The sequence below is a fragment of the Methylobacterium sp. E-046 genome, assembly GCF_022829625.1.
Classification (GTDB): Bacteria; Pseudomonadota; Alphaproteobacteria; order Rhizobiales; family Beijerinckiaceae; genus Methylobacterium; species Methylobacterium longum.
Genome location: NZ_JAKSYP010000159.1, coordinates 24,959 through 45,055 on the forward strand (window position 1 = coordinate 24,959; position 20,097 = coordinate 45,055).

Below are 20,097 nucleotides of genomic sequence, written 5' to 3' on the forward strand. Positions count from 1 at the left end.
ATAACGCGGGTGTGACCATGCGGTTCGATCCGCGGCGCGGACTCCACCTTTGTTCGCCTTTGCAGAGACGATGGGGCGCCGTATCAGGGGCCCCGAACCCGCCGCCGACCCTTCGAAGCGTCGAAACTCGGAGACGCCGCGACGATGCGGGACCCCAACGCGATCGATTTCTGGCGCGGCTTCGCCCTGATCACGATCTTCATCAACCACATTCCGGGTAACACCTTCGAGCGCTACACCTTCTCGCAATACGGCATCTCGGACGCGGCCGAGCTGTTCGTGTTCCTCGCGGGATGGTCAATCGGCATCGCCACCCGCGGCCGAGACGGCGTGCCGGAGGCGCCCGGGAAGAGCGTGGTCCGGCTGCTGGCCCGCACCGTTGAGGTCTACCGGGCCCAGCTCACCGTGATGCTGCTGGCGCTGGCCCTCATCGCGGGCGCGGCGCTGCTCCTCGACAATCCGCTCATCCTCGAATGGCATAACGCCGGCAACTTCTTCGCGGACCCGATTCAGTCCGTCTGCGGCATGGCGCTGCTGACCTATCAGCTCGGCTACTTCAACATCCTGCCCCTGTACGTATTGCTGATCGGCATCGCGCCGCTCTTCGTGCTGGTCGGTCGCTTCAGCTTGGTCGCGGCCCTGGCGCTGTCGGGAAGCATCTACCTCGCGAGCCTCGTGTTCGAGTGGAACCTGCCGTCCTGGCCAGGGGAGGGCGACTGGTTCTTCGATCCGCTCTGCTGGCAGGTCCTGCTGGTGCTCGGCTTCGTGCTCCAGGGCTGGAACCTGCGCACCGACATCCTGCGCCGCTGGTCGCGGAAGCTGTTCCCCGCAGGCATCGCCATCGTGGTCCTGGGTGTCGTGCTGGCGGTGACGGAGATCCGGCCTGATCCCATGGTCGTGCCGGAGCCGCGCCTGCTGTTTACCTTCGAGAAAACCTACCTGACACCGGCGCGGCTTCTGCATTTCCTGGGGGTATTGTTAGCATTTGCCCCCGTCTACGCATTGCTGGTCCCAAGAATTGGCCGCATCGTCGGCTACCTGAGTCAGCTGGGCCGAAACTCCCTGGCTGTTTTCTCGATGGGCTCGATCCTGAGCCTGTTGGGGCAGCTCGTGCGTTTCCAGACCGGCGGCGGCTTGCTGATCGATATGCTCGTCGCCGGCTCGGGCCTCGTCGGGCTGGGGTTTACGGCATGGTTCGTCGAATGGCGCAGCCGCAGCAGGTCATCGAGACCCCGCGCGTGAGTTCCGTGCGCCGGTCTGTGCCGCCCCGCGCCGGCTCCGTCGTCCCCCGAACCCGGGCGTGGCGGCTCCTCGCGGCCGTGCTTCCGGCGGTTCTGGCACTGCCGGCGGCGGCCGAACAGCCCGCCGATCCCGGCCTCGGCGAGGCCAGCCTGTCGCTGGAATGCCGGGTCCCGGGCGCCCAGCTCTACACGGCGGCCCAGCTCGGCGCCCTCAAGGCGGCCCTCGCCGAGAACCGCCCGATCAAGCTGCTGGCGATCGGCGGCAGCGCGGCGCCGGGTGCCTCGGCCTCCTACCCGGCCAAGCTCGAAGCAGCCCTGGAACACGCGCTGCCGAAGGTCGACGTGGTGATCGACCACCGCGGCCTACCCGGCGAGGTCGCCTCCGGCGCCGCCGAGCGCCTGCGCACGATGGTGGCCGAGGCCGAGCCCGATCTGGTGGTGTGGCAGGTCGGGACCCACGACGCCATTGCCCGCGTGGACGCCGAGGCGTTCGAGAATGCCCTCGGCGAGGCCGTCGCGTGGATCCGTTCGCACGGCATCGACGTGGTGCTGGTCGATCCGATCTACACCGCCAGCATGGCGGCAGACGTGGACTACAACCGGATCGTCGACGCGGTCCGCGTCGTGGCGACCCAGCAGCAGGTGCCGCTGGTGCGTCGCTACGAGGCTCTGCATTACCTGTCGAGGCGCAGCGACCGGGGCGAGGGGCACATGCTCGGGCGCCAGTTCCGCCTCAACGATCTCGGCCTGCGCTGCATGGCCGAGCACGTGGCGCTGACGATCGCGACCTCGCTGACGCGGACCGAAGCGCCCCGGGAGCCGAAGGCCGACCCCGCCACCCAGCCCTTAACCGGGTCGCAACGCGCCCCGGGCTAGACCGGGCGGCCAAAGGCCGGCCTTCCGCCGCCCATGGGTCCGGCGCGGAGTGCGTTGTGTCAGCTACGGCTCTCCCGGTCTCCGCGCTCAGACGCCTGCGGACCCTGCGCAGCGGACCGCAGCGGGCGGCGCTCACGGTCTTCGCCATCCGCGTCAGCTCGGCGGGCTTCGCGTACGGGTCGCAGGTCCTGGCGGCGCGGCTGATGGGCTGGGAGGCCTACGGGATCTTCGCGTCGGTCTGGGTCTGGACCGCGATGCTCGGCCATACCGTCACCCTCGGATTGTCGCAGGGCGCCTGCCGGTTCGTACCGGGCGATCAGGCGCAGGGCGATCTGGACCTCGCGCGCGGCTACATCCGCGCCGGCGCCCTGATGACTGGCGGAGCGGCGCTCGCCGTCGCGGGTCTCGGCGCGGCCCTGCTCGCCCTGGAGCCGGACCTGTTCGCCCCGGCCTACCGGGCGCCGATCGCGGTCGCCATCTGTGTGATGCCGCTCTTCGCGCTTCAGGATTTCCTCGAAGGCGTGGCGCGGAGCCAGAACTGGGTCGGGCTCGCCATCGCGCCGCCCTACCTCCTGCGCCAGACGCTGATGATGGGCTGCATGGTCGCGGCCGTCCTGCTCGGGGCCCCGCCGCACGCCGAGGTCGCGATGGCCTGTATGCTGGCCGCCGCCGCCGCCGCGACGACCCTGCAGGCGGCGCTGCTCGCCGTACGGCTCCGCAGGACGATGCCGCGGGGTCCGAACCGCTACCGCTGGCGGTTCTGGCTCGGCACCAGCCTGCCCATCGCCGCCATCGACCTGGCCAATGCCGGCTTCACCTTCGTGGACGTGATCGTGCTGGGTGCCCTGGTGAGCCCCGCCGAGGTCGGGATCTACTTCGCGGCGACGCGGATCCAGCAATTCGTCGTGTTCGTCCACTTCGCCGTCAGCGCCGCGACCCTGCAGCGCTACAGTGCGGCCCAGGCGCAGGCCAACCGATTCCTCCTGGCCGAGCTGGTTCGGCGCCAGGGCCGGACGACCGCGGCCGCCACCGTGGCGGTGGGCGGCGCGATCCTGGCCGCGAGTCCGCTGCTCCTGGGCATGTTCGGCCCCGGCCTCGGGGCGAGCGTGCCGATCCTGTGCGTCCTCGTGGCCGGCAGCGTCGCGGCCAGCCTGTTCGGGCCGGGCGAGGATCTCCTGACGATGCTCGGCGGCGAGCGCCTCTGTGCCGGAATCACCGCCGCGTCGCTCGTCGCCGCCGCGGACCTGTGCGTCGCCCTGATCCCCGCCTTCGGCCCGCTCGGAGCGGCCCTGGGGGTGGCGCTCGCGACGGTCGGTCGGGCCGCGCTCCTGGCCCGCGTCGCGGGGCGCGTCCACGGTTTGCCGACGCCCGTCTGGTCCGCGGGAGCAGCCCGATGAACCCGATCCTGGCGGCGATCCACCCCACGTCCGATGCGGCCTTCGCCCTCGGCGACGCGCCGGACCCGGCGGCCTGGGACGCGCTGTTCGTCGCCAGTGCGGCCCCGCAGCCGCACTTCTCCCGATCCGTGATGGAGGCGCACCGCGTGGCGGGGCTTCTACCGGAGGCCGTGCGCTTCGTGACGGTCCGCCGCGGGGAACGGTTGACCGCGCTCCTGCCCTACACCCTGTCCCACGACCTCACCGGCCTCGGCGGGCGCGTCGCGCGGCCCTTCCTGTCTCCGTTCATGACGGCGTCCGCGCCCCTGGTCGCTGATGGGCCGGGTCTCGACCGCGACGCGGCGGCCCTCGTCGACGGGCTCGAGGCCGCCTCGGACGGCCGGCCCTGGCGCTGGCCGCTCCTGCCGACCCGGGACGGTGCCGTCCCCGAGATCCTCGCCGCCATGCGCGCGCGCGGGTGGGCGATCGGGACGGTGGCGGCGTTCGAGCGCCCGGTCATGGATCGCCGCCCCGATCACGATGCCTTCCTGGCGGGTCATCCGAATCGGTCGCGGTTCAAGGATCTGCGCCGCCGCGCACGCCGGCTCGGGGAGGCCGGCGCGGTCGCCCATGCCTGCGCGACCGGGGGCGCCGATCTCGCCGGCCTCGCGGCCGCGTACCTCGACCTCGAACGCGCCGGCTGGAAGGGCGCGGCCGGCTCCGCGATGGCCTGCCGCCCGGAGACCGCCGCGCTCGCCCGCACCCTGTTCGCGGACACTCCGGGCCCGGTCCGCGCCCGCGCCGATGCGCTGACCCTGGACGGCCGGCCGATCGCGATCAGCCTCGCCCTCGTCGGCGGCGGTACCGCGACGCTGCTCAAGACCGCCTACGACGAGGACCTGCGCAGCCACGCGCCCGGCCTGCTGCTGGAGGCGGAGATCGTGCGGACCTGTCACGAGACCGCCTTCACCGACCGCCTGGATTCGGCGACGCTCGAAGGCTCGGCCCTCGAAAGCCTCTATCGCGACCGCACGCCGATCGCCGAACTCGTCGCCGTGCCCCCCGGTCGCCATGCGCTGACCCTGGAGCGGCGCCTCGGGCTCGCCCGGTTCGAGCGGCGGGCGCGTGCCGCCGCCAAGCAGGTGCTGCGGCGCCGCTAGCCTCGATCGCGGATCGATGGCGTCGCGACCCCGCGCCGGACGACGGCGGCGCGGAAGCCGGGCTCGCCAGGGTCGGCCCGGACGATCCGGCCCGGCCCTCAGCGGCCCCGAGATCCGGCAGGCGCCTCGACCTGATCGTAGACGCCGCGGCCGGTCCGGGCGCGGTAGGCACGGCCGGCGATCTCGCCGGGGGTGGGGGGTGTGCCGGGCTGGGCGAAGCTGGTCTCCGGGCGGTAGGCCGGTCCCCAGCCGATCTTCTCGTCGCCCGCCGGGTCCTTGCCGGGGAAGCCGGTCACGTAGCCGGTGCTCTGCGCGACGGCCGGCGCGGCGGCGAGGCCGAGCAGGACCACGAGAATGAAGCGGAGGCTTGCCGTGGATGTCATCGGTCGTAATCTCCGGGGCTGATCCGCGGACCGGATCGTCTCCGGAGCAACCCGGCCTCGGCGGGGCGGTTGTCCGGGCGCGCATTCATGCCGCGGGGCAGCGCCGCGCGACCGGCCGGAAGTCGCGCGGGTTGCCGGACCCTCATCGCGGAGGCGCGCCATGGACGACTGGAAGGCGGGATTCCGGGCCGAACTGCGGGCCATTGAGATCGCCACCGGCGAAGCGGCCGCCTCGCAGCTGCCCGACCTGCTGCGGCGGCTGCACCGGCATCAGGCGGGTCTCGGGGGCAACCCGCTCGTCACGCTGTACCGGCGCTGGCGCATCCGATCCCTCGCCCGAGCCGTCGCGGATGCCCGCTGGCACGCGGAGCAGGGACGCGCCGCCCGCCTCGGCGGGCTCGAACCGCGTTCCTAGGGGCGACCGCAGCCTCGCCGATCTTGAAACAACGCCGCGGAACGGAGCGCCGCCACGGCACCGTCAGGCCACGCCCGACGCATCGCTGCGACCTTCCTCGGTCCTGGACGCTACGCCGCCACCGGCCGCCCCGCGCGCCGGCTCGCCCGGGGCGCGTCGGGGACGCGCCCGGCGGCGATCTCCGGAACGGTTCGGTGCGGGCTTGAGGCCGGGAGGCGGACGAGGACGATGGTGCCGACCGTTTCCTCGGACCGGATGCGCAGCGATCCGCCATGCAGCTCGACCATCGAGCGGGTGATGGCGAGGCCCAGGCCCGAACCCTTGTGGCTGCGGGTCATCTGCGTCTCGACCTGCGTGAAGGGGCGGCCGAGCCGCGCGACGTCGGAGCGCGGGATCCCGATGCCGTTATCCTCGATGAACAGGTGGGTGCTCGCGCCCGCCCGCCGCGCGCGGACCACCACGCGTCCGCCGGTCGGCGTGAACTTCACGGCGTTCTCGACGAGGTTGACGAGGATCTGGTGCATCGCGCTCGGGTCGGCCAGCAGGTCCAGCCCGGCCGGAACGTCGACGCTGACGCTGACTGCCTTCTGGCGGGCCTCGGCCGAGACGGGCACGAGGGCGTCCGCGATGGCGGCCTCGGCGTTGATCGCCCGGGGGCTGAGGCGCACCCGGCGCGCTTCGAGCCGGGCCATGTCGAGGATGTCGTCGATCATGGAGAGGAGGTGCGAGCCGCTCTCGCGGATGTCGCGGCAATACTCGGTGTAGCGCGGCGTGCCGATCGGCCCCAGCACGGCGTTCTCCATCACGTCGGCGAACCCGATGATGGCGTTGAGCGGCGTGCGCAGCTCGTGGCTCATGTTGGCGAGGAACTCGGCCTTCGCCTGGTTGGCGGTCTCGGCCGCGGCCTTCTGGTCGAGGTAGCGCTCGGCGAGATCGGCGAGTTGCTGCGTCTGCAGTTCGAGGGTGCGCCGGGAGCGCTTCAGATCCTTGACGGTCTCGATCAGTTCGCGCTCGGACGCCTGGAGCTGCTCCTGATTGCGCTTCAGGCTGGTGATGTCGGTCCCGACCGACACGTAGCCGCCGTCCTTGGTACGCCGCTCGCTGATCTGGAGCCAGCGGCCGTCCGCGAGTTCGGCCTCGAAGGTCCGGGCCGCGATGTCGGTCAGCGCCATGCCGGCCTCGGGCGATTCGCGCCGGACCTGGGGCAGGACTCCGCGCCTCATCACGTCCGCGTAGCCGCGGCCGGACTGCGCGTCCTCCGGGCTGAGGGCGTGGAGGTGGCGGAACTTGGAATTGCACAGGACCAGGCGGTTGCCCGTATCCCAGAGCACGAAGGCCTCGGAGATCGCCTCGACCGCGTCGCGCAGGCGCATGTCGGCCGCCGCGTTGGTTTCTTCCAGGGCCCGCTGCTCGCTGATGTCGGTGGCGATGCCGACGAGGTGACGGCCGCCATCGGCCGAGTCCGCCACGACCTCGGCCCGGGCGCGTAGCCAGACATAGGCGCCGTCAGCCCCGCGCATGCGGAAGGCGTGGTCGATGAAGGTCTGGTTGGCGGCCAGCCCCCGGGCGAGGCTGTAGAGGTCGCCGTCGTCGGGATGGACCAGCCCGTTGATGTCGCCGAACGAGAGGTATTCGTGCTGCCGCTGGTAGCCGAGCAGGCTGTACATCGAGTCGGACCAGTAGATCCGGCCCCGGGCGATGTCCCAATCCCACAGCCCACAGGCGCCCCTGCGCAGGGCGGTCTCCAGGCGGCCGCGCATCCGCTCCCGGGCCCGGTCGGCCCGCGCGGCCTGGCGGGTCTGCAATCCATAGGCGAAGCCGACGCCAATGATGACGAGGGCGGAGGCGGCGATCAGGACGATCTGGTCGCGGGTGCGGGCGCTCCAGCCGCGCAGCAGCGGCTCGACCGGCTGCAGCACCGCTACCCGGCCGATCCCGCCGGGCAGGCTGTGCAGGGCGGCCAGTACGGTCTCGCCTCCCGGCAGCTCGAGGGTCATGGCGCCGGCGCGCTCACCGAGGATGGAGAGCGGCTCACCCTCACCCAGGACCTGGGCCAGGGTGTGGATCTCGGCGGGCAGGGGCGGATGCGCGGCGGCGATGCGGGCGTCGGGCCGCACCAGCAGGAGGCGGCGGCCGGGATGCCGCTCGTTCTCCGGCAGCAGGGCGCGCAGGTCCGACACGACGGTCCCGGCCGGGGCGGCGGCCCTGGCGGCGAGGCGCGCGAAGCCTTCGACCTCGGCCCGGGCGCCCGCCAGGATCTCGGCGCGCTGCCCCTGGATGTGGAGCGCGGCGAGTCCGGCGAGGCAGGCCAGGAACACCGCCAGCGTCCCCGGCACCGCGTAGCGCAGCCAGCGCTCGGCTTGGCCGAACCGCGGGTCCCGTGCACGCATCGGCCAGGAGATGGCGAGAGTCGAGTCCGCACGCGCGGAGAAGGAAGCGGAACCCGCCTCCGGCATGGCCGAACCTCACCCGTGGGAACTGTGATCCGATCGGGGCCCGTCCGGCCCCCGAATCTCATTGAATACAACCACCCCAGGGGGGCGTTTGTCCACGGGTTTTTTACCATACGGGATTGACGAACGACCGGTGTTGCAGCGGCGCTCGAGAATCAATTTCCCTCGCGCCGTCAGATGCTTAGCCGTCTCCCCGAGTGCGCGCCAGGATGTCGGCCGTATCCCGTGAAAGGCCCGGGATCGCCTTGATCCAATTAAGGATTTCTAAAGCCTTGGCGGCCCGGGAATTTTCCAGGCGGCGCCAGGATCCGAAGGCCGTCAGCATCCGCGCGGCAACCTGCGGGTTGGTCGAATCAAGGGCAGCGACGGTCTCGGCCACGCGGGCAAAACCGGCCCCGTCGGCGCGCGCAAACTGCGTCGGATTGCCGAAGGCGAAGCTCCCGATCAGAGCCCGCACCCGATTCGGATTGGTCATCGTAAAGGCGGGGTGGCCCTGCAGGCGGACGATCCGCTCCAGCGTGCCGGGTTCCGGGATCTGGGCCTGGATGGCGAACCACTTGTCGAGGACGAGGGGCTCGCCGGCGTAGCGTTCGGCGAACTCCGTCAGCGCTGTCTCCCGCGCGTCGCCCGGGATCAGCGCCAAGGTGGCGAGGGCGGCGAGGCGGTCGGTCATGTTGCTGGCGCTGCCCAGGCGCTCCGCCGCCCGCCGCGCACCGGTCTCGGGATCGCCCGCCGCGATCAGGTCGAGGGCCGCGTTGCGGAGGGACCGGCGGCCGGCCGCAGACGCGTCGGGGCTGTAGGGCACATTATCGAGGGGAGCGAGCGCGGCATCGAGCCGTTCGAGGCGCGGTCGGAGCGCGGTCCCGAGATGCGCCCGCAGCGCGAACCGGGCCCGGTGGATCGCGTCGGGGTCGACGCCGCTCGGCACGGCGTCGGCGGCCTCCCCCTCGCTCGGCAGGGCGAGGACCAGGGCCGCGAAGGCGGGATCGGCCAGGGCCTCGGCGTCGAGGAAGCGGCCCAGGGCCTGCGCGAACGCTTCGGTCCGGTCGGCATCCGGATCGAGGATCAGCCGCAGGGCCACGTCCTGCGCCGCCTGCCAGCGGTTGAAGGGGTCGCTGTCATGGGCGAGCAGGCGCATGCGCTGCGCGTCGGTCAGGGCGAGTTCAAGCCGTACCGGCGCCGAGAAATCCCGCAGCACCGAGGGGACCGGCTCCTCGGCGACGCCGTCGAAGATGATTTCGGCCTCGGGGCGATCGAGGACGAAGACGCCGTCCCGCAGGGCGGGGCAGGTCACGCCGGTCAGCGGTCCGGACGCGCCGACGAGCCCGAGCGCCACGGGGATCACCAGGGGCGGTCCGTCCTGCCCTCCCGCGCCGGGCTGGCTCTGCGCCAGACGAAGGGTGCAGCGGGCCGCACCGGGCTCGTACGCGCCGCTGACGGTGAGGCGGGGCGTGCCGGGGCGCTCGTACCAGCGCGCGAAGGCGTCGAGGTCGCCGCCCGTCACGGCCGCGAAAGCGGCCAGGAAATCCTCGACCGTGGCGGCCCGGCCGTCATTGTCGGCGAAGTAGCGGTCCATGCCGGCCCGGAAGGCTTGTGGGCCGATCAGCGTGCGCAGCATCCGGACGATCTCGGCGCCCTTGTCGTAGACGGTGGCCGTGTAGAAGTTGTTGATCTCCGCGTAGACCCGCGGGCGCACCGGATGACGCAGCGGCCCGGCATCCTCGGGGAACTGCCGCGCCCGCAGGGACCGCACCTCGGCGATCCGGTGCACCGGTCTGGATCGCATGTCGGAGGAGAATTCCTGGTCGCGGAAGACCGTCAGACCCTCCTTCAGGCAGAGCTGGAACCAGTCGCGGCAGGTGACGCGGTTGCCCGACCAGTTGTGGAAATACTCGTGCGCGATGATCGCCTCGATGGCGGCGTAATCTCCGTCGGTGGCGGTCTCTGGGCTCGCCAACACATATTTATCGTTGAAGATATTGAGGCCCTTGTTCTCCATGGCGCCCATGTTGAAGTCGGACACCGCCACGACGTTGAACACGTCGAGGTCGTAGGGCCGCCCGAACGCAGTTTCGTCCCAGGCCATGGAGCGGATCACCGCATCGAGGGCGTAACCGGCGCGATCCTCCTTCCCGGGCTCGACGTAGACCGCGCAGGTGATGGCACGCCCCTCCATCGTGGTGAAGCGGGTCTCCACCTTGCCGAGCCGGCCGCCGACCAGGGCGAACAGGTAGGCGGGCTTCGGGTGCGGATCGTGCCAGACGGCGAAGTGCCGGCCGGCCCCGGCCTCGCCGGCTTCGATCAGGTTGCCGTTGCCGAGCAGCACCGGAGCCTGATCCCGATCCGCCTCCAGGCGGGTGGTGTAGACCGCCATGACGTCGGGACGGTCGAGGAAGTAGGTGATGCGGCGGAAGCCGTCGGCCTCGCACTGCGTGCAGTAGACCCCGCTGGAGCGGTAGAGGCCCATGAGCTTGGTGTTGGCGGTGGGATCGACCTCGGTCACGAGGCGCAGGGTGAACGGGCGCCGGGGCGGGGCGATCAGGCTCAGCCCCGCGGGTGTCACCGTGTAGCCGTCCTGCGCGAGCGGCGCGCCGTCCAGCGCGATGGAGACCAGCCGCAGGTCGTCGCCGTCGAGGTTTAGAGGTGCTCCCGCTTCGCCCGCCGGATTCGGATACAGGGCCAGCGTCGCGTCGATGCGGGTTGCGTGCGGATCGAGGCGGATGTCGAGGTCGACGCGGTCGATCAGGTAGTCGCTCGGGCGGTATTCCTCGAGGCGGATCAGCGGCGGCGTCTCGGTGCGCATGCGGCCCTCATTCCGGGTACGGGTGGCGCCCGTTCTGGTCCCTCGCCGGGGCGGACGCAACGCGGTTGTCGCCCCTCACCCGCTCCGGAGGCGGCCCTTCTGCCACCACAGGCCCGCGATCAGGCCGAGATTGGCGAGGGCCATGAGGGCCAGCGCCGCCCAGAGGCCGTCCGCCCCGAGACGGGAGAACAGGACAGCCCCGAGCGGCGGCGCCGCGGCCTGGGCCACCAGACCGGGGCGGGCCAGTCGGCCGACGAGGCCGGCATAGTGATCCGGTCCGAACAGGGCCAGGGGCACGGTCCCGCGGGCGATCGAGTAGACCCCATTCCCGGCGCCGTAGAGAATCAGGGCTAGGGCGATGTCCGACCAGTGCGCCGCCAGTAGCGACAGGCCGAGCCCCACGAGGGTGAAGGCGGCCGTCAGCGTCCAGAGGGGATGATACCGGCCCCGGCCGGCGATCTCGATCAGGCGCGCGGCCACCTGGGACGGCCCGATCAGGCCGCCATAAGTCACGGCCGCCGCAAGCGCGACGCCCCGGGCCTGGAGCAGGGTGATCAGGTGGACCGATACCAAGGCCATGATGGCTCCACCGAGGACCAGCACACCCATCATCAGGAGGACAGCCCGGCGCTGCCCCGGCTCCAGGCTGGGCGCGGCCTGCACCCCGCTGCGCGCAGTCGCCGCCGTTCCGGGAGCCGGCGGGATGAAGGCGAGGACGAGGGGCAGCGTCACCGCGAGGTGCAGGCCGGCATAGGCGAAGCAGGCTCCCCGCCACCCGACCTGCGCCGCGAGAAAGGCCGAGAGCGGCCAGCAGACGGTGCTGGCAAAACCGCCCAGCAGGGTCAGGTGCGTGATCGCGGAGCGCGCGTTCGCGCCGTAGAGGCGTCCCAAGGTGGCGTAGGCGGGATCGTACAGGCCGCAGCCCATGCCGAAGCCGAGCAGCACCCATCCGGCCAGGAAGACCGGCAGGCTCGGCGCGAGGCCTAGGATCGTCAGGCCCGCCGCCAGGACAAGGGCCGCGAGCGCCAGGACCGGCCGGCCGCCGCGCGCCTGGATCACGGCCCCGACGCGGGGCGAGGCGAGGGCCGCGACCAACAGCCCGACCGACAGGCCACCGACGATCCAGGCGAGGGGCCAGCCGGTATCGCGGGCGATCGGTTCCGCCAGGACGGCGGGGAGATAGTAGGTGGAGCCCCAGGCGAGGATCTGCATCACGCCCAGCGCACAGATCACGGGCCAGCGGCCCCGCGAACCGATCACGGGATCAGCGCTCCCTCGGCGGAGCGGCCATCGACCGGGCGGGAAGCCGGTCGCGCAGGGCCCCGGCCGGCGGTGTCTTCGCGGATCCGATCACGGGGCGCTCGATGTCAGAGTTGCGGTTCATCGCCCGCGTATCGCGCGAGGTACCACAGGCCGGGTCTTGGTCGATCACCACGCGCGGTACGCAATGGTTTCAGCTCGGCCTGCTGCAGTTCCTTCGGGCGAGAGGAGATCGTGGAGGTGGACTCGCCGACGGACGTCGCCTGCCCGACGGAACCAGGATCGCCGACCCGAAGGTCCCCGCGCCGCGCGCTGCGGCCGACGGGTCAGGTTCGGATCTCTCCGGAGCGGCGCGGCAACCTGGCCGGCATGATGAAGAGCCAGTTGGGCCGACTCCCGCTGCTCGCCGGGGAGCCTCCGCCCGACGCAGGGGGCGGGCTCGCGCGGCGATGCGGCACCGATCAGGGCGCGCGGCACGCCATCGCGGCCGCCGCCTCGATCACGCTGAGGGCCCGGCGGCGGACCTCGAGGGACGCGTTCGTGCCGTCCGCCACCGACGCGGCTTCGCGCCGCAGCGTCGCGTCGCAGGCGCAGGAGCTGTAGCCGGCTGCATCGTAGCACGCATCATGGCGCATGCAGGCTGCATCCAGGTCATCGGTCGGGGGTAGTCCCTCGCCGCGCTGGCCCTTGCCGCAGTAATTGCCGTGGAACAGGGCCTGACCGGCGATGACCTGACCGATCTCGCCCCTGGGTGGCGCCGGAGCCTCGGCGCGCCCGCCGGGGTTGAGATCGTTGGCGGGCCCGCCGGCCTTCGATCCCGACCCGCGCAGCGCCTTGGGGATGCCGGAACGCTCGCCGGGCTCGTTCAGGGCCTCGCCGGCGCGGCCGTTCGGCTCCGACAGGTCCGGCAGGGGCGGGGGCGGACCGGGGCGGGGCTCGTCGGCCTCGATGGTCGTGGCCGGCTCGTCCACCTGCGGGCTCTGCGCCGCGACGGGTTGCGATCCGGCCAGGAGCATCAAGCCGAGCAGGGCGAGGCGTGCGGGTCTCAAACGGGGCTCCTGCGGGGCTCCTGAAATGCCGCCCTCAACTCGAAGCTCGGCAAAGTCGTTCCGGGTGAACACGGCCCGCGCGGAAGGCGCAGTGCGCATGCAACCGTTTCCGCCACGTCCGTCTTTGATCTCGGGCTGGCCGAATGCCCCGGAGCACAACATGCCGACACGCCTTCTGACCACCGTCGCCCTCCTGGCGACCTTCGCCGGGCCCGCCCTGGCGGCCCCCATGAGCGCCGACGACAAGGCGGCCCTGCAGCAGCAGTGTATGGGGGACTTCACGACGTTCTGCGGCGACCTTCCCCCCGAGGATGGTCCCGAGACGCAGGCGTGCTTCGAGAAAAACATGGCGAAGCTCTCGCCGGGCTGCCAGGGGGCCATCCAGAGCTTCAAGCAGGGCAAGAAGGGCTGAACCGCCGCGGCGGTCTCCCCGAAGGCGCGGCGCGCCCCGTCAGGGAGCGGCGCCTTCGGGGAGTTGGCGATCGGGGCGAGGATCGGGGCGAGGGTCCTCGCGCGGTCCTCGGGCGGCGCGGGCCTTCGTTTCGGCGCTTGGCAGGAGCCGGCTGCCCTTCGCGCTCAGGAACCAGAGGCCGACATCGGCGCGCCCGGAGCGCCGGGGCCTGACGAGGCCGCGCACCAGCAGGGACCGCACCGTGCGCATCTCCCAGGGCGCGACGGACAGGAGGGTGCCCTCCCGATCCAGCCGGCGCAGCATCGCCTGCTGCGCCGGTGTCAGGGCGCGCCACGCCCGCGTTCGCTCGTCGTCCACCATCGCAGATTGGAATAAATCTAATCATGAGCGCGGACGCAAGCCCGTGCCGGCCCGACGGGCGTCGGCACGGGGCGGGTCTCGCGCCATCGTGAGACCCGGCGCTCCCGACGCGCCGGGCGCTTCCTGTCGCTCCGGACGCTGCCCTGCAGCCCGGCGGCCCGGCCCGGCCCATGTACCATCGCGCGGAAACGAATCAGCACCGGACGGCGGGGCGGTCGGCACATGGCGGATCCGGGTCATCGCAGGATCGAGATCGGTCTCGTTCTCCAGGGCGGCGGTGCCCTCGGGGCCTACGAGTGGGGTGCCGTGACGGCGCTCATCGACCGCATCGAGGCGGCGCGGTCGGAGGGGCACGCGGTCGCGCTGCGCGGCGTGACCGGCGTGTCCATCGGCGCCATCACCGCGGCCTGCCTCGTCGGATCGACGTCGCTCGCGGATGCGCGCAGGCGGTTGAGCGGCCTCTGGGCGGACCTGACGCTCCACGTGCCGCCGCTCACGCCGCCGGCCGTCGCGCGGGACCTCGCCCTCTTCGGACTGCCCGGGTTCTACGGGCCGCGGGCGGATGTCTGGGACATCCTGGCCTGGACCGCCCTGTACGACACCAGGCCGCTCCTCGGCACACTGAACAGGCACGTCGATTTCGAGGCCCTGAACGGGAGCCGGACGGCCTTCGTGGTCACGGCGGTCGACGTGGAGACCGGCCGGCTCACGCGCTTCCGGAACGCCGCGGGGGCCTGTCCGCCGGTGCGGGACGCGGGTTCCTGCAGGGCCGAGGATCGGGCCGTCACGATCGGGCCGGAGCACGTGCTGGCGAGCGGCAGCCTCGCGCCGCAATTTCCCTGGACGATCATCGACGGGCGCCGATACTGGGATGGTGGCCTCGTCGACAACACGCCGCTCGGCGACGCCATCGATGCCCTGTCGGCCGACCCCGCGACGGAGCGCCTGCTCGTCGTGATGAACCTGTATCCCCTGCGGGCGAACCGGCCGGCCAACATGGGCCAAGTCCTGGACCGGGTGCATGAACTGAGCTTCGGCAACCGCCTGCGGCAGGACCGGGCGGCGGCCGAGCGCGTCAACGGGATGCTCCGGACGATCGACGCCCTCGCCGCCCTCGCGGAAGCGGAGGGCCGCCCGCTCCCCCCGGCGCTCGGAGCGCAGGTCGAGCGGTTCGCCCGGCTGAAGCTCGTCGACATCCTCGACATCGACTTCCAGGACCACGGCCCGCCCGGTGAAGCGGGCTTCGATGACGAGAACGGCCTGCGCGACTTTTCGGCCCGGACAGTGGAGCGGCGCCGGGCCGCTGGCTACGCGCTGGCCGAGGCGCGCCTCGGTCCGGTCTTTTCCGGCGCCCCGTCCGACACGGCGTTCCGCTCGCGCCTCATGTCGGAATGAGACGCGCATCGGAGCGGTGCGGCCGGGTCAGTGTGCGTGGCCGCCATGCTCCGCGCCGCCATGCCCTCCGCCACCATGCCCCGCATCGCCGTGGTCCATCTCGGCCGCGCCGGGCGCCTTCGCGGCGATGCCCTCGACGGCGAACGCCACCGGCACGCTGCCGGCCTTGGCGAAGGTCAGCGTGCCCTTGACGGTCTCGCCCTTCTTGAGCGGGCTCCTCAGGTCCAGGAACATCAGGTGGTAGCCGCCGGGCTTGAGCGTGACCGTCTCGCCGGGCTTGATCACGAGGCCGCCCTCGACGGGGGCCATCTTCATCACCCCGCCCTCCATCGACATGGAATGCAGCTCGGCCCGGCCGGCATTCTCGAACGTAGCCCCGGTCAGCGTATCGGGCTCGGTGCCCGTGTTGGTCACGGCGACGTAGCCGCCCGCGACCTGGGCGCCGTTGGGCGTGGCGCGCGACCAGGGCTGCACGATCTTGAGGGTGCCGGCGGCGACCTCCGCGGCGGGCGCCGCGTTTGCGGCGGCGAGCAGGGCGGCCAGGCCGAAGGTCGCGCGGGCGAGGGTGCGGGTCGTCGTGGATCTCATGGTTCTCTCCGGAGGATGCGTCTGCGTTCGGGCGAGGGTGGACGGGCGAGGGTGGACGGGCAGGGGCGGACGGGGCGGTCAGAAGGCCAGCTTCATCCCGCCAACGACGTTGCGCGGCGCACCGGCGAAGATCGAGCCGGTGGTCGCCGCCAGCACGCCCGCGCCGTTCTGCAGGCCGGTCGTGCCGCTGATCGAGTCGGCGAGGTTCTGCGCCGCGTTGGTGTAGACCCGGTCGAACACGTTGCGCACCTCGACGTACAGGCTCAGCCGCTTGGCGAAGCCCACCGCGGCCCCGCCGGGGAGGACCCGGTCGTAGTGCAGGTTGAGGTTCACGACCGTGAAGCCCGGCGCCTTCAGAAGGTTGGCGTTGTCGAGGTAGAAATCGCTCTGGTAGACCGCCTCGACGAAGGCGCCCAGGCCCGCCCACGGGCCCGTGGTCTGCTCGTAGCCGAAGCGCGCTAGCGCCGCGTCGGCCGGCACGCCGGGGATCTGGTTGCCCGCGCGGTTGAACCGGGCCGTGCGCGTTCCGGCGCTGAGCTGCTCGGTGTAGTTCGTGAAGATCTGGTCGTCGTGCGTGTAGGCCAGCGTCGCCCGCCAGCCCGCCGGCGACGCCCAGGTGGCGCCGATCTCGACACCCCGGTGCTCCGAGGCCGGGGCGTTGAACGTGTAACTCAGGAGACCCGCGCCGGGCGATTGCGCGATCAGCTCGTTGCGGAAGAACTCGTAGAAGCCGGTGACGGAGAACTGCAGCTCGGGCAGCGGCGCCCAGGACGCGCCGAGGTCGAAGCCGAGATTCTCCTGGGTCTGGATCTGGGTGTTGTTGCCCGGCACGCCGGCCGGGGTCACGGTCAGGTTCGAGGCCGAGGGGGTCGCGTAGCCGGCGGCGACGCGGCCGAGGAGGCGCCACGCCTCGTCGGGCCGGTAGGTCAGGGAGAACTCGGGCGCGACGTTGAGGAAGCTGCGGTCGAGAGTGGCGCTGGCGACCGTCACCCCGCCGGCCGTCGGGTAGCCGTACGTGATGTTGCGGCCGGTGATGGCGGTGGTCTCGGCGCCGATGCCGGCGGTCGCGGTCCACCGGTCCGACAGCAGCAGTTCGACCCGCGCCCGCCCGCCGAGATTGTCCTGCGTTGCGGCCAAGTTGGCGTTGAGGGCCCCGAGCCTGGCACCGCCGTAGGGCGCGCGGACATAGGTGAGCGAGTTCGAGTCGAGGGTGTTGTAGGCCAGGGCCACGTAGCCGGTCATCGGCATCCCGAACAGGTCGCCGCGCCGGGTCACGTCGGAGAGGACGTTGAAGCCCGGGAAGTCGCCGCGCGCCGATGTCGTATAGAAGGGCTGGTTGATGTTGCGGTCGTCGAAGACGAGCTGCGTGCGCCACGTCGTGTATGCGTCGAAGTCGTGCTCGTAGCGGCCGCCCACGATGGTGCGCCGGTCGCCGCGGAAGAAGCCGCCCTCGTCGGCCGTGACCGGCGCGGTGGCGCCGTTCCGGCCGTTGACCGGCAGGGCGTAGGTCACGCAGCCGGCGGCCGCGGTCAGCGCCGACGCGCAGCCGCGCTGGTAGGGGTTCTGGTAGAACTGGAGCAGCGAGGAGCGGCCCGGCAGGTTCGCCTGGAACTCGTTGTTGATGATCTTCAGGGTGAAGCGGTTGTCCGGCGTCGGCGTATACGTGCCGAGGAGGTTGATCGTCTGGGTGTTGAACGAGGAATGGCCCGCGAAGCCGTTGCCGCGGGAGTCGCTGGTGAACAGGCTGAGCTCGAACGGTCCGCTGATGCCGCCCACCGTGGCGTAGTTGTTGAGGTAGCCGAAGCTGCCGGCGTCGACGCCGTACTCGAAGCCGTTCACCGCCGCGCCCCGGCGGGTGTCGAACACGAGCGCGCCGCCGCTGGCGTAATTGCCGAACAGCGCCGATTGGGGGCCGCGGAACACGTCGAGGCTGCCGTAGGCGCGGGGGTCGGTGATGTCGAAGCGCGACGATCCGTCCGCCTGGGTGACCGGGAAGCCGTCCTCCAGCACGACGAAGTTGCGCGACACGCCGGTGGCGCGGGCGTTGTTGCCGCGGACCGAGATGATGACATCCCGGGGGCCGTTGCCCTGGCGTACGGTGACGCCCGGACTGTTGCGGGCGACATCCGCAATGTTGACCGCGGGGCGGTCGTCGATGACGTCCCCACGGCCGATTCTGCTGTTCACCTGCCCGACGGGCGCGGCGACTGGGGTCGGGGCGGCCGGCACCGGCGCGGCGACCCCGGGCGTCGCCGCGCCCCGCGGGTCCGCGACGGGACCGCCCCCCGCGCCGACGACGGACAGCTCCTCCAGGGTTACGCTCTGCTGCGCCTGTGCGGCGGCGGGGATCAGCGGGCTCGCGGCGAGGGCCAGGGCGAGGACGCGCCGGGGTCTGCGGAAACGGGGGGCGGACATGATCTCGGGTCTCGTCTGAACGCGGATGGGCCGGGCGCGGTGCGCCGGGCGGCCTGGGCGGGGCTGCACTCAGACGGTCTCGGGAGGTGCGCGGGCTTGGACGGCGTTTCGCGCCGGCCGGATGCCGGGGATCGGCGGCGGGATCGGCCAGGTGACGCGCCGCCAGACGAGCCGGCCCGCCACCGCGTCCGGAATCACGGGGAGCGGGGCAGCCGCCGTGCAGCGGCACAGGGGGCAGCGGTCGCACGCGGCATGGTCCGCCGGGGTGTCGGCGTGAAGGCCGGCGTGAAGGTCGGCCGCGCCGTCGGGCCCTTGATCCCGGCCGCAGAGGATCGCGTGGATCAGCGCGTCCGCAGCCGCGGCCTCCGCCTGCCGGACGCGCGTCAGCACGCCCGCCGCGGGCGCCAGCAGCTGCAGCCACAGGGCGAGCAGGATCAGGCCGGCGCCGAGCCTGCGTGCCGATCCGACCGAGCGCATGCGGGTGACCACGGGAGCCGCTCCCGTACCGCCGCGGTCAGGCCGTCCGCGTCCGGAAGGTGCGTCCGGCCGCCAGATCGAAGCCGAGCATGATCAGGATCGCGAGGCCGGTCAGGGGGAACAGGACGCCGAGGCCGAGGACGATCCCCGTCACGGTCGCGGCGGCGCGCCGGTCGCGCGGCGGGGGCGGCACCCCCAGGCGACCGGCCGGCCGCCGCTTCCACCACATCGTCCCGGCGGTGACGGCGAGGAGGATGGTGGCGAGGCAGAAAGCCAGCATGGCGAGCTGGTTCACGCGGCCCCAATGCTCGCCCTTGTGGATGCCGATCCCGTATTGCACCGCCCGGGCGACCGGGCCGATATCGGCGAAGTGCACGTCGACCAGCGCCTTGCCGGTGTACTGGTCGAGGGAGATCATCCGCTGCCGGTTCACGTCGCGGGGATAGGCGGCGGCCGCGAAGACGCCGGTCGGGCCGACCGGCAGCGACAGCTCGTAGCCGCGCGGCATCCCGAGGCGTGCCAGGATCGCCGCGGCGCCGTCGATGCCGATCCCCGGGGCGCTTCCGGCGCCCTCCGATTTCGGCACGGGCGCGTCCTGCAGGGTCCAGCCCGCCGTGGTGAGCATCTCGCCCAGGGGCACGTTCGAGACCGGCTTGCCCGCCCACAGGGCCGCCGGTTGGCCGAGCCCGGCCGCGTTGGTCCAGGCCCTGAACTGGTCGCCCCACCAGATCGACCAGGGCAGGCCGGTCAGCGCCAGGAAGAACAGGCCGCCGCCGGCCGCGAGCCCGGTCACCGCGTGCAGGTCCCGCCACCAGACGCGCCGCTGCGGGGTGCCGCGGATCGTGACCACGCCGCCGTCCTGGCCGCGCGGCCACCAGAGATAGAGGCCCGTCGCCACGAGGATGATGGCGAAGCCCGCGACGATCTCGATCACCGCGTTGGCCCAGGGCCCGAAATAGGCGAGGCTGTGGAGGCGCCGCAGCACCATGAAGAACTCGCCGTCCCGGTCGACCCGGTCGAGCACGCTGCCGGTGTAGGGATCGAGGTAGACGAGGATCCTGCGGGCGCCGTCCGCCAGGGTGACCATCGCCGAGGCGGTCGCGTCGGCGGGGTCGGTGTAGGCGACCGGCGTGCCCCCGGGCACGGCCTGCGCGGCGTTGAAGATCAGGCGGTCGGGGCCGAGCGGCGCCGTGGACGGCGCGGCGACCCGGGTCCGGTAGGCGAACGCGGTGGCGTTGATCTCGGGCTGGAACAGGTACAGCGCGCCTGTTGCCGAGAGCGAGATCAGGAACGGCAGGCAGGCCAGCCCGGCGTAGAAGTGCCAGCGCCAGACGGCGCGGTAGACCGCGTCGCGGGACGTGCGCGCCGCAGCCGCCGCCCTGAAGGAACGGGTGCTGCCCTGAAGCGAGATCGACATGGGTGGTCCGGGTCTGA

General features: G+C 72.2%; 17 protein-coding genes. 7 read left to right on the forward strand and 10 right to left on the reverse strand.

Annotated features, from left to right (window positions below):
* The first annotated feature begins 144 nt into the window (after nucleotides 1-144).
* Genes MKK82_RS13480 through MKK82_RS13495 form a run of 4 tightly spaced genes read left to right on the forward strand, consistent with a single transcriptional unit; the run spans nucleotide 145 to nucleotide 4,653 of the window.
* Nucleotides 145-1,242, forward strand: a complete 1,098-nt coding sequence (locus tag MKK82_RS13480) for an OpgC family protein (protein ID WP_238290457.1) — start codon at nucleotides 145-147, stop codon at nucleotides 1,240-1,242.
* Complete coding sequence (locus MKK82_RS13485; protein WP_238290456.1) at nucleotides 1,203-2,117, forward strand: SGNH/GDSL hydrolase family protein; 915 nt, start codon at nucleotides 1,203-1,205, stop codon at nucleotides 2,115-2,117. The genes MKK82_RS13480 and MKK82_RS13485 overlap by 40 nt, the downstream gene beginning before the upstream one ends.
* 56 nt (nucleotides 2,118-2,173) lie before the next feature.
* Nucleotides 2,174-3,514, forward strand: a complete 1,341-nt coding sequence (locus MKK82_RS13490) for a lipopolysaccharide biosynthesis protein (RefSeq protein WP_243986041.1) — start codon at nucleotides 2,174-2,176, stop codon at nucleotides 3,512-3,514.
* Nucleotides 3,511-4,653 carry a GNAT family N-acetyltransferase gene (locus MKK82_RS13495; protein ID WP_238290454.1) on the forward strand — a complete coding sequence of 381 codons (1,143 nt, stop codon included), beginning with the start codon at nucleotides 3,511-3,513 and terminating at the stop codon, nucleotides 4,651-4,653. Before MKK82_RS13490 ends, MKK82_RS13495 begins: the two co-directional genes overlap by 4 nt.
* A gap of 98 nt (nucleotides 4,654-4,751) precedes the next feature.
* On the opposite strand, the gene MKK82_RS13500 is transcribed toward MKK82_RS13495, so the two are convergent.
* Nucleotides 4,752-5,036 carry a hypothetical protein gene (locus MKK82_RS13500; protein ID WP_243986043.1) on the reverse strand — a complete coding sequence of 95 codons (285 nt, stop codon included), beginning with the start codon at nucleotides 5,034-5,036 and terminating at the stop codon, nucleotides 4,752-4,754.
* A gap of 160 nt (nucleotides 5,037-5,196) precedes the next feature.
* On the opposite strand from MKK82_RS13500, the gene MKK82_RS13505 reads away from it, so the two are divergent.
* Nucleotides 5,197-5,451 (forward strand): hypothetical protein, encoded by a 255-nt coding sequence (locus MKK82_RS13505; protein ID WP_238290451.1) that lies wholly within the window; start codon nucleotides 5,197-5,199, stop codon nucleotides 5,449-5,451.
* Between the two features lie 110 nt (nucleotides 5,452-5,561).
* Here MKK82_RS13505 and MKK82_RS13510 read toward each other — a convergent pair whose 3' ends face one another.
* From MKK82_RS13510 to MKK82_RS13525, 4 genes are all read right to left on the reverse strand, one after another.
* Nucleotides 5,562-7,907 (reverse strand): PAS domain-containing sensor histidine kinase, encoded by a 2,346-nt coding sequence (locus MKK82_RS13510; protein WP_243986045.1) that lies wholly within the window; start codon nucleotides 7,905-7,907, stop codon nucleotides 5,562-5,564.
* Between the two features lie 178 nt (nucleotides 7,908-8,085).
* Nucleotides 8,086-10,707, reverse strand: coding sequence for an aminopeptidase N (gene pepN, locus MKK82_RS13515; protein WP_238290449.1), 2,622 nt, complete (start codon nucleotides 10,705-10,707; stop codon nucleotides 8,086-8,088).
* A 75-nt stretch (nucleotides 10,708-10,782) separates the two neighbouring features.
* A complete protein-coding gene (locus tag MKK82_RS13520; RefSeq protein ID WP_243986078.1) occupies nucleotides 10,783-11,919 on the reverse strand; it encodes an MFS transporter in 1,137 nt (378 codons plus the stop codon).
* A 509-nt stretch (nucleotides 11,920-12,428) separates the two neighbouring features.
* Entirely contained in the window at nucleotides 12,429-13,016 is a 588-nt protein-coding gene (locus MKK82_RS13525) for a phospholipase A2 family protein (protein WP_238290448.1), read from the reverse strand.
* A gap of 160 nt (nucleotides 13,017-13,176) precedes the next feature.
* Here MKK82_RS13525 and MKK82_RS13530 point away from each other — a divergent pair, with 160 nt between their 5' ends.
* A complete protein-coding gene (locus MKK82_RS13530; protein ID WP_238290447.1) occupies nucleotides 13,177-13,428 on the forward strand; it encodes a hypothetical protein in 252 nt (83 codons plus the stop codon).
* A 39-nt stretch (nucleotides 13,429-13,467) separates the two neighbouring features.
* On the opposite strand, the gene MKK82_RS13535 is transcribed toward MKK82_RS13530, so the two are convergent.
* Nucleotides 13,468-13,788, reverse strand: coding sequence for a hypothetical protein (locus tag MKK82_RS13535; RefSeq protein ID WP_238290446.1), 321 nt, complete (start codon nucleotides 13,786-13,788; stop codon nucleotides 13,468-13,470).
* 222 nt (nucleotides 13,789-14,010) lie between these two features.
* Between MKK82_RS13535 and MKK82_RS13540 the strand changes: the two genes are divergently transcribed.
* On the forward strand, nucleotides 14,011-15,183 hold the full coding sequence (locus MKK82_RS13540; protein WP_238290445.1) for a patatin-like phospholipase family protein: 1,173 nt from the start codon (nucleotides 14,011-14,013) through the stop codon (nucleotides 15,181-15,183).
* A gap of 27 nt (nucleotides 15,184-15,210) precedes the next feature.
* On the opposite strand, the gene MKK82_RS13545 is transcribed toward MKK82_RS13540, so the two are convergent.
* From MKK82_RS13545 to MKK82_RS13560, 4 genes are all read right to left on the reverse strand, one after another.
* Complete coding sequence (locus MKK82_RS13545) at nucleotides 15,211-15,771, reverse strand: copper chaperone PCu(A)C (protein ID WP_238290444.1); 561 nt, start codon at nucleotides 15,769-15,771, stop codon at nucleotides 15,211-15,213.
* A gap of 78 nt (nucleotides 15,772-15,849) precedes the next feature.
* Nucleotides 15,850-18,186: a TonB-dependent receptor family protein gene (locus MKK82_RS13550; RefSeq protein ID WP_238290443.1), complete on the reverse strand. Its 2,337-nt coding sequence runs from the start codon at nucleotides 18,184-18,186 to the stop codon at nucleotides 15,850-15,852.
* A gap of 69 nt (nucleotides 18,187-18,255) precedes the next feature.
* Nucleotides 18,256-18,675, reverse strand: coding sequence for a DUF2946 family protein (locus tag MKK82_RS13555; protein WP_238290442.1), 420 nt, complete (start codon nucleotides 18,673-18,675; stop codon nucleotides 18,256-18,258).
* A gap of 25 nt (nucleotides 18,676-18,700) precedes the next feature.
* On the reverse strand, nucleotides 18,701-20,080 hold the full coding sequence (locus MKK82_RS13560; protein ID WP_243986047.1) for a PepSY-associated TM helix domain-containing protein: 1,380 nt from the start codon (nucleotides 20,078-20,080) through the stop codon (nucleotides 18,701-18,703).
* Nucleotides 20,081-20,097: the final 17 nt, after the last annotated feature.

Coding starts and splice junctions, on each gene's coding strand:
- MKK82_RS13530 (WP_238290447.1), top strand. CDS start 13,177: ATGCCGACACGCCTTCTGACCACCGTCGCCCTCCTGGCGACCTTCGCC.
- MKK82_RS13500 (WP_243986043.1), bottom strand. CDS start 5,036: ATGACATCCACGGCAAGCCTCCGCTTCATTCTCGTGGTCCTGCTCGGC.
- MKK82_RS13480 (WP_238290457.1), top strand. CDS start 145: ATGCGGGACCCCAACGCGATCGATTTCTGGCGCGGCTTCGCCCTGATC.
- pepN (WP_238290449.1), bottom strand. CDS start 10,707: ATGCGCACCGAGACGCCGCCGCTGATCCGCCTCGAGGAATACCGCCCG.
- MKK82_RS13550 (WP_238290443.1), bottom strand. CDS start 18,186: ATGTCCGCCCCCCGTTTCCGCAGACCCCGGCGCGTCCTCGCCCTGGCC.
- MKK82_RS13545 (WP_238290444.1), bottom strand. CDS start 15,771: ATGAGATCCACGACGACCCGCACCCTCGCCCGCGCGACCTTCGGCCTG.
- MKK82_RS13535 (WP_238290446.1), bottom strand. CDS start 13,788: ATGGTGGACGACGAGCGAACGCGGGCGTGGCGCGCCCTGACACCGGCG.
- MKK82_RS13560 (WP_243986047.1), bottom strand. CDS start 20,080: ATGTCGATCTCGCTTCAGGGCAGCACCCGTTCCTTCAGGGCGGCGGCT.
- MKK82_RS13520 (WP_243986078.1), bottom strand. CDS start 11,919: ATGCAGATCCTCGCCTGGGGCTCCACCTACTATCTCCCCGCCGTCCTG.
- MKK82_RS13485 (WP_238290456.1), top strand. CDS start 1,203: ATGGCGCAGCCGCAGCAGGTCATCGAGACCCCGCGCGTGAGTTCCGTG.
- MKK82_RS13540 (WP_238290445.1), top strand. CDS start 14,011: ATGGCGGATCCGGGTCATCGCAGGATCGAGATCGGTCTCGTTCTCCAG.
- MKK82_RS13505 (WP_238290451.1), top strand. CDS start 5,197: ATGGACGACTGGAAGGCGGGATTCCGGGCCGAACTGCGGGCCATTGAG.
- MKK82_RS13510 (WP_243986045.1), bottom strand. CDS start 7,907: ATGCCGGAGGCGGGTTCCGCTTCCTTCTCCGCGCGTGCGGACTCGACT.
- MKK82_RS13495 (WP_238290454.1), top strand. CDS start 3,511: ATGAACCCGATCCTGGCGGCGATCCACCCCACGTCCGATGCGGCCTTC.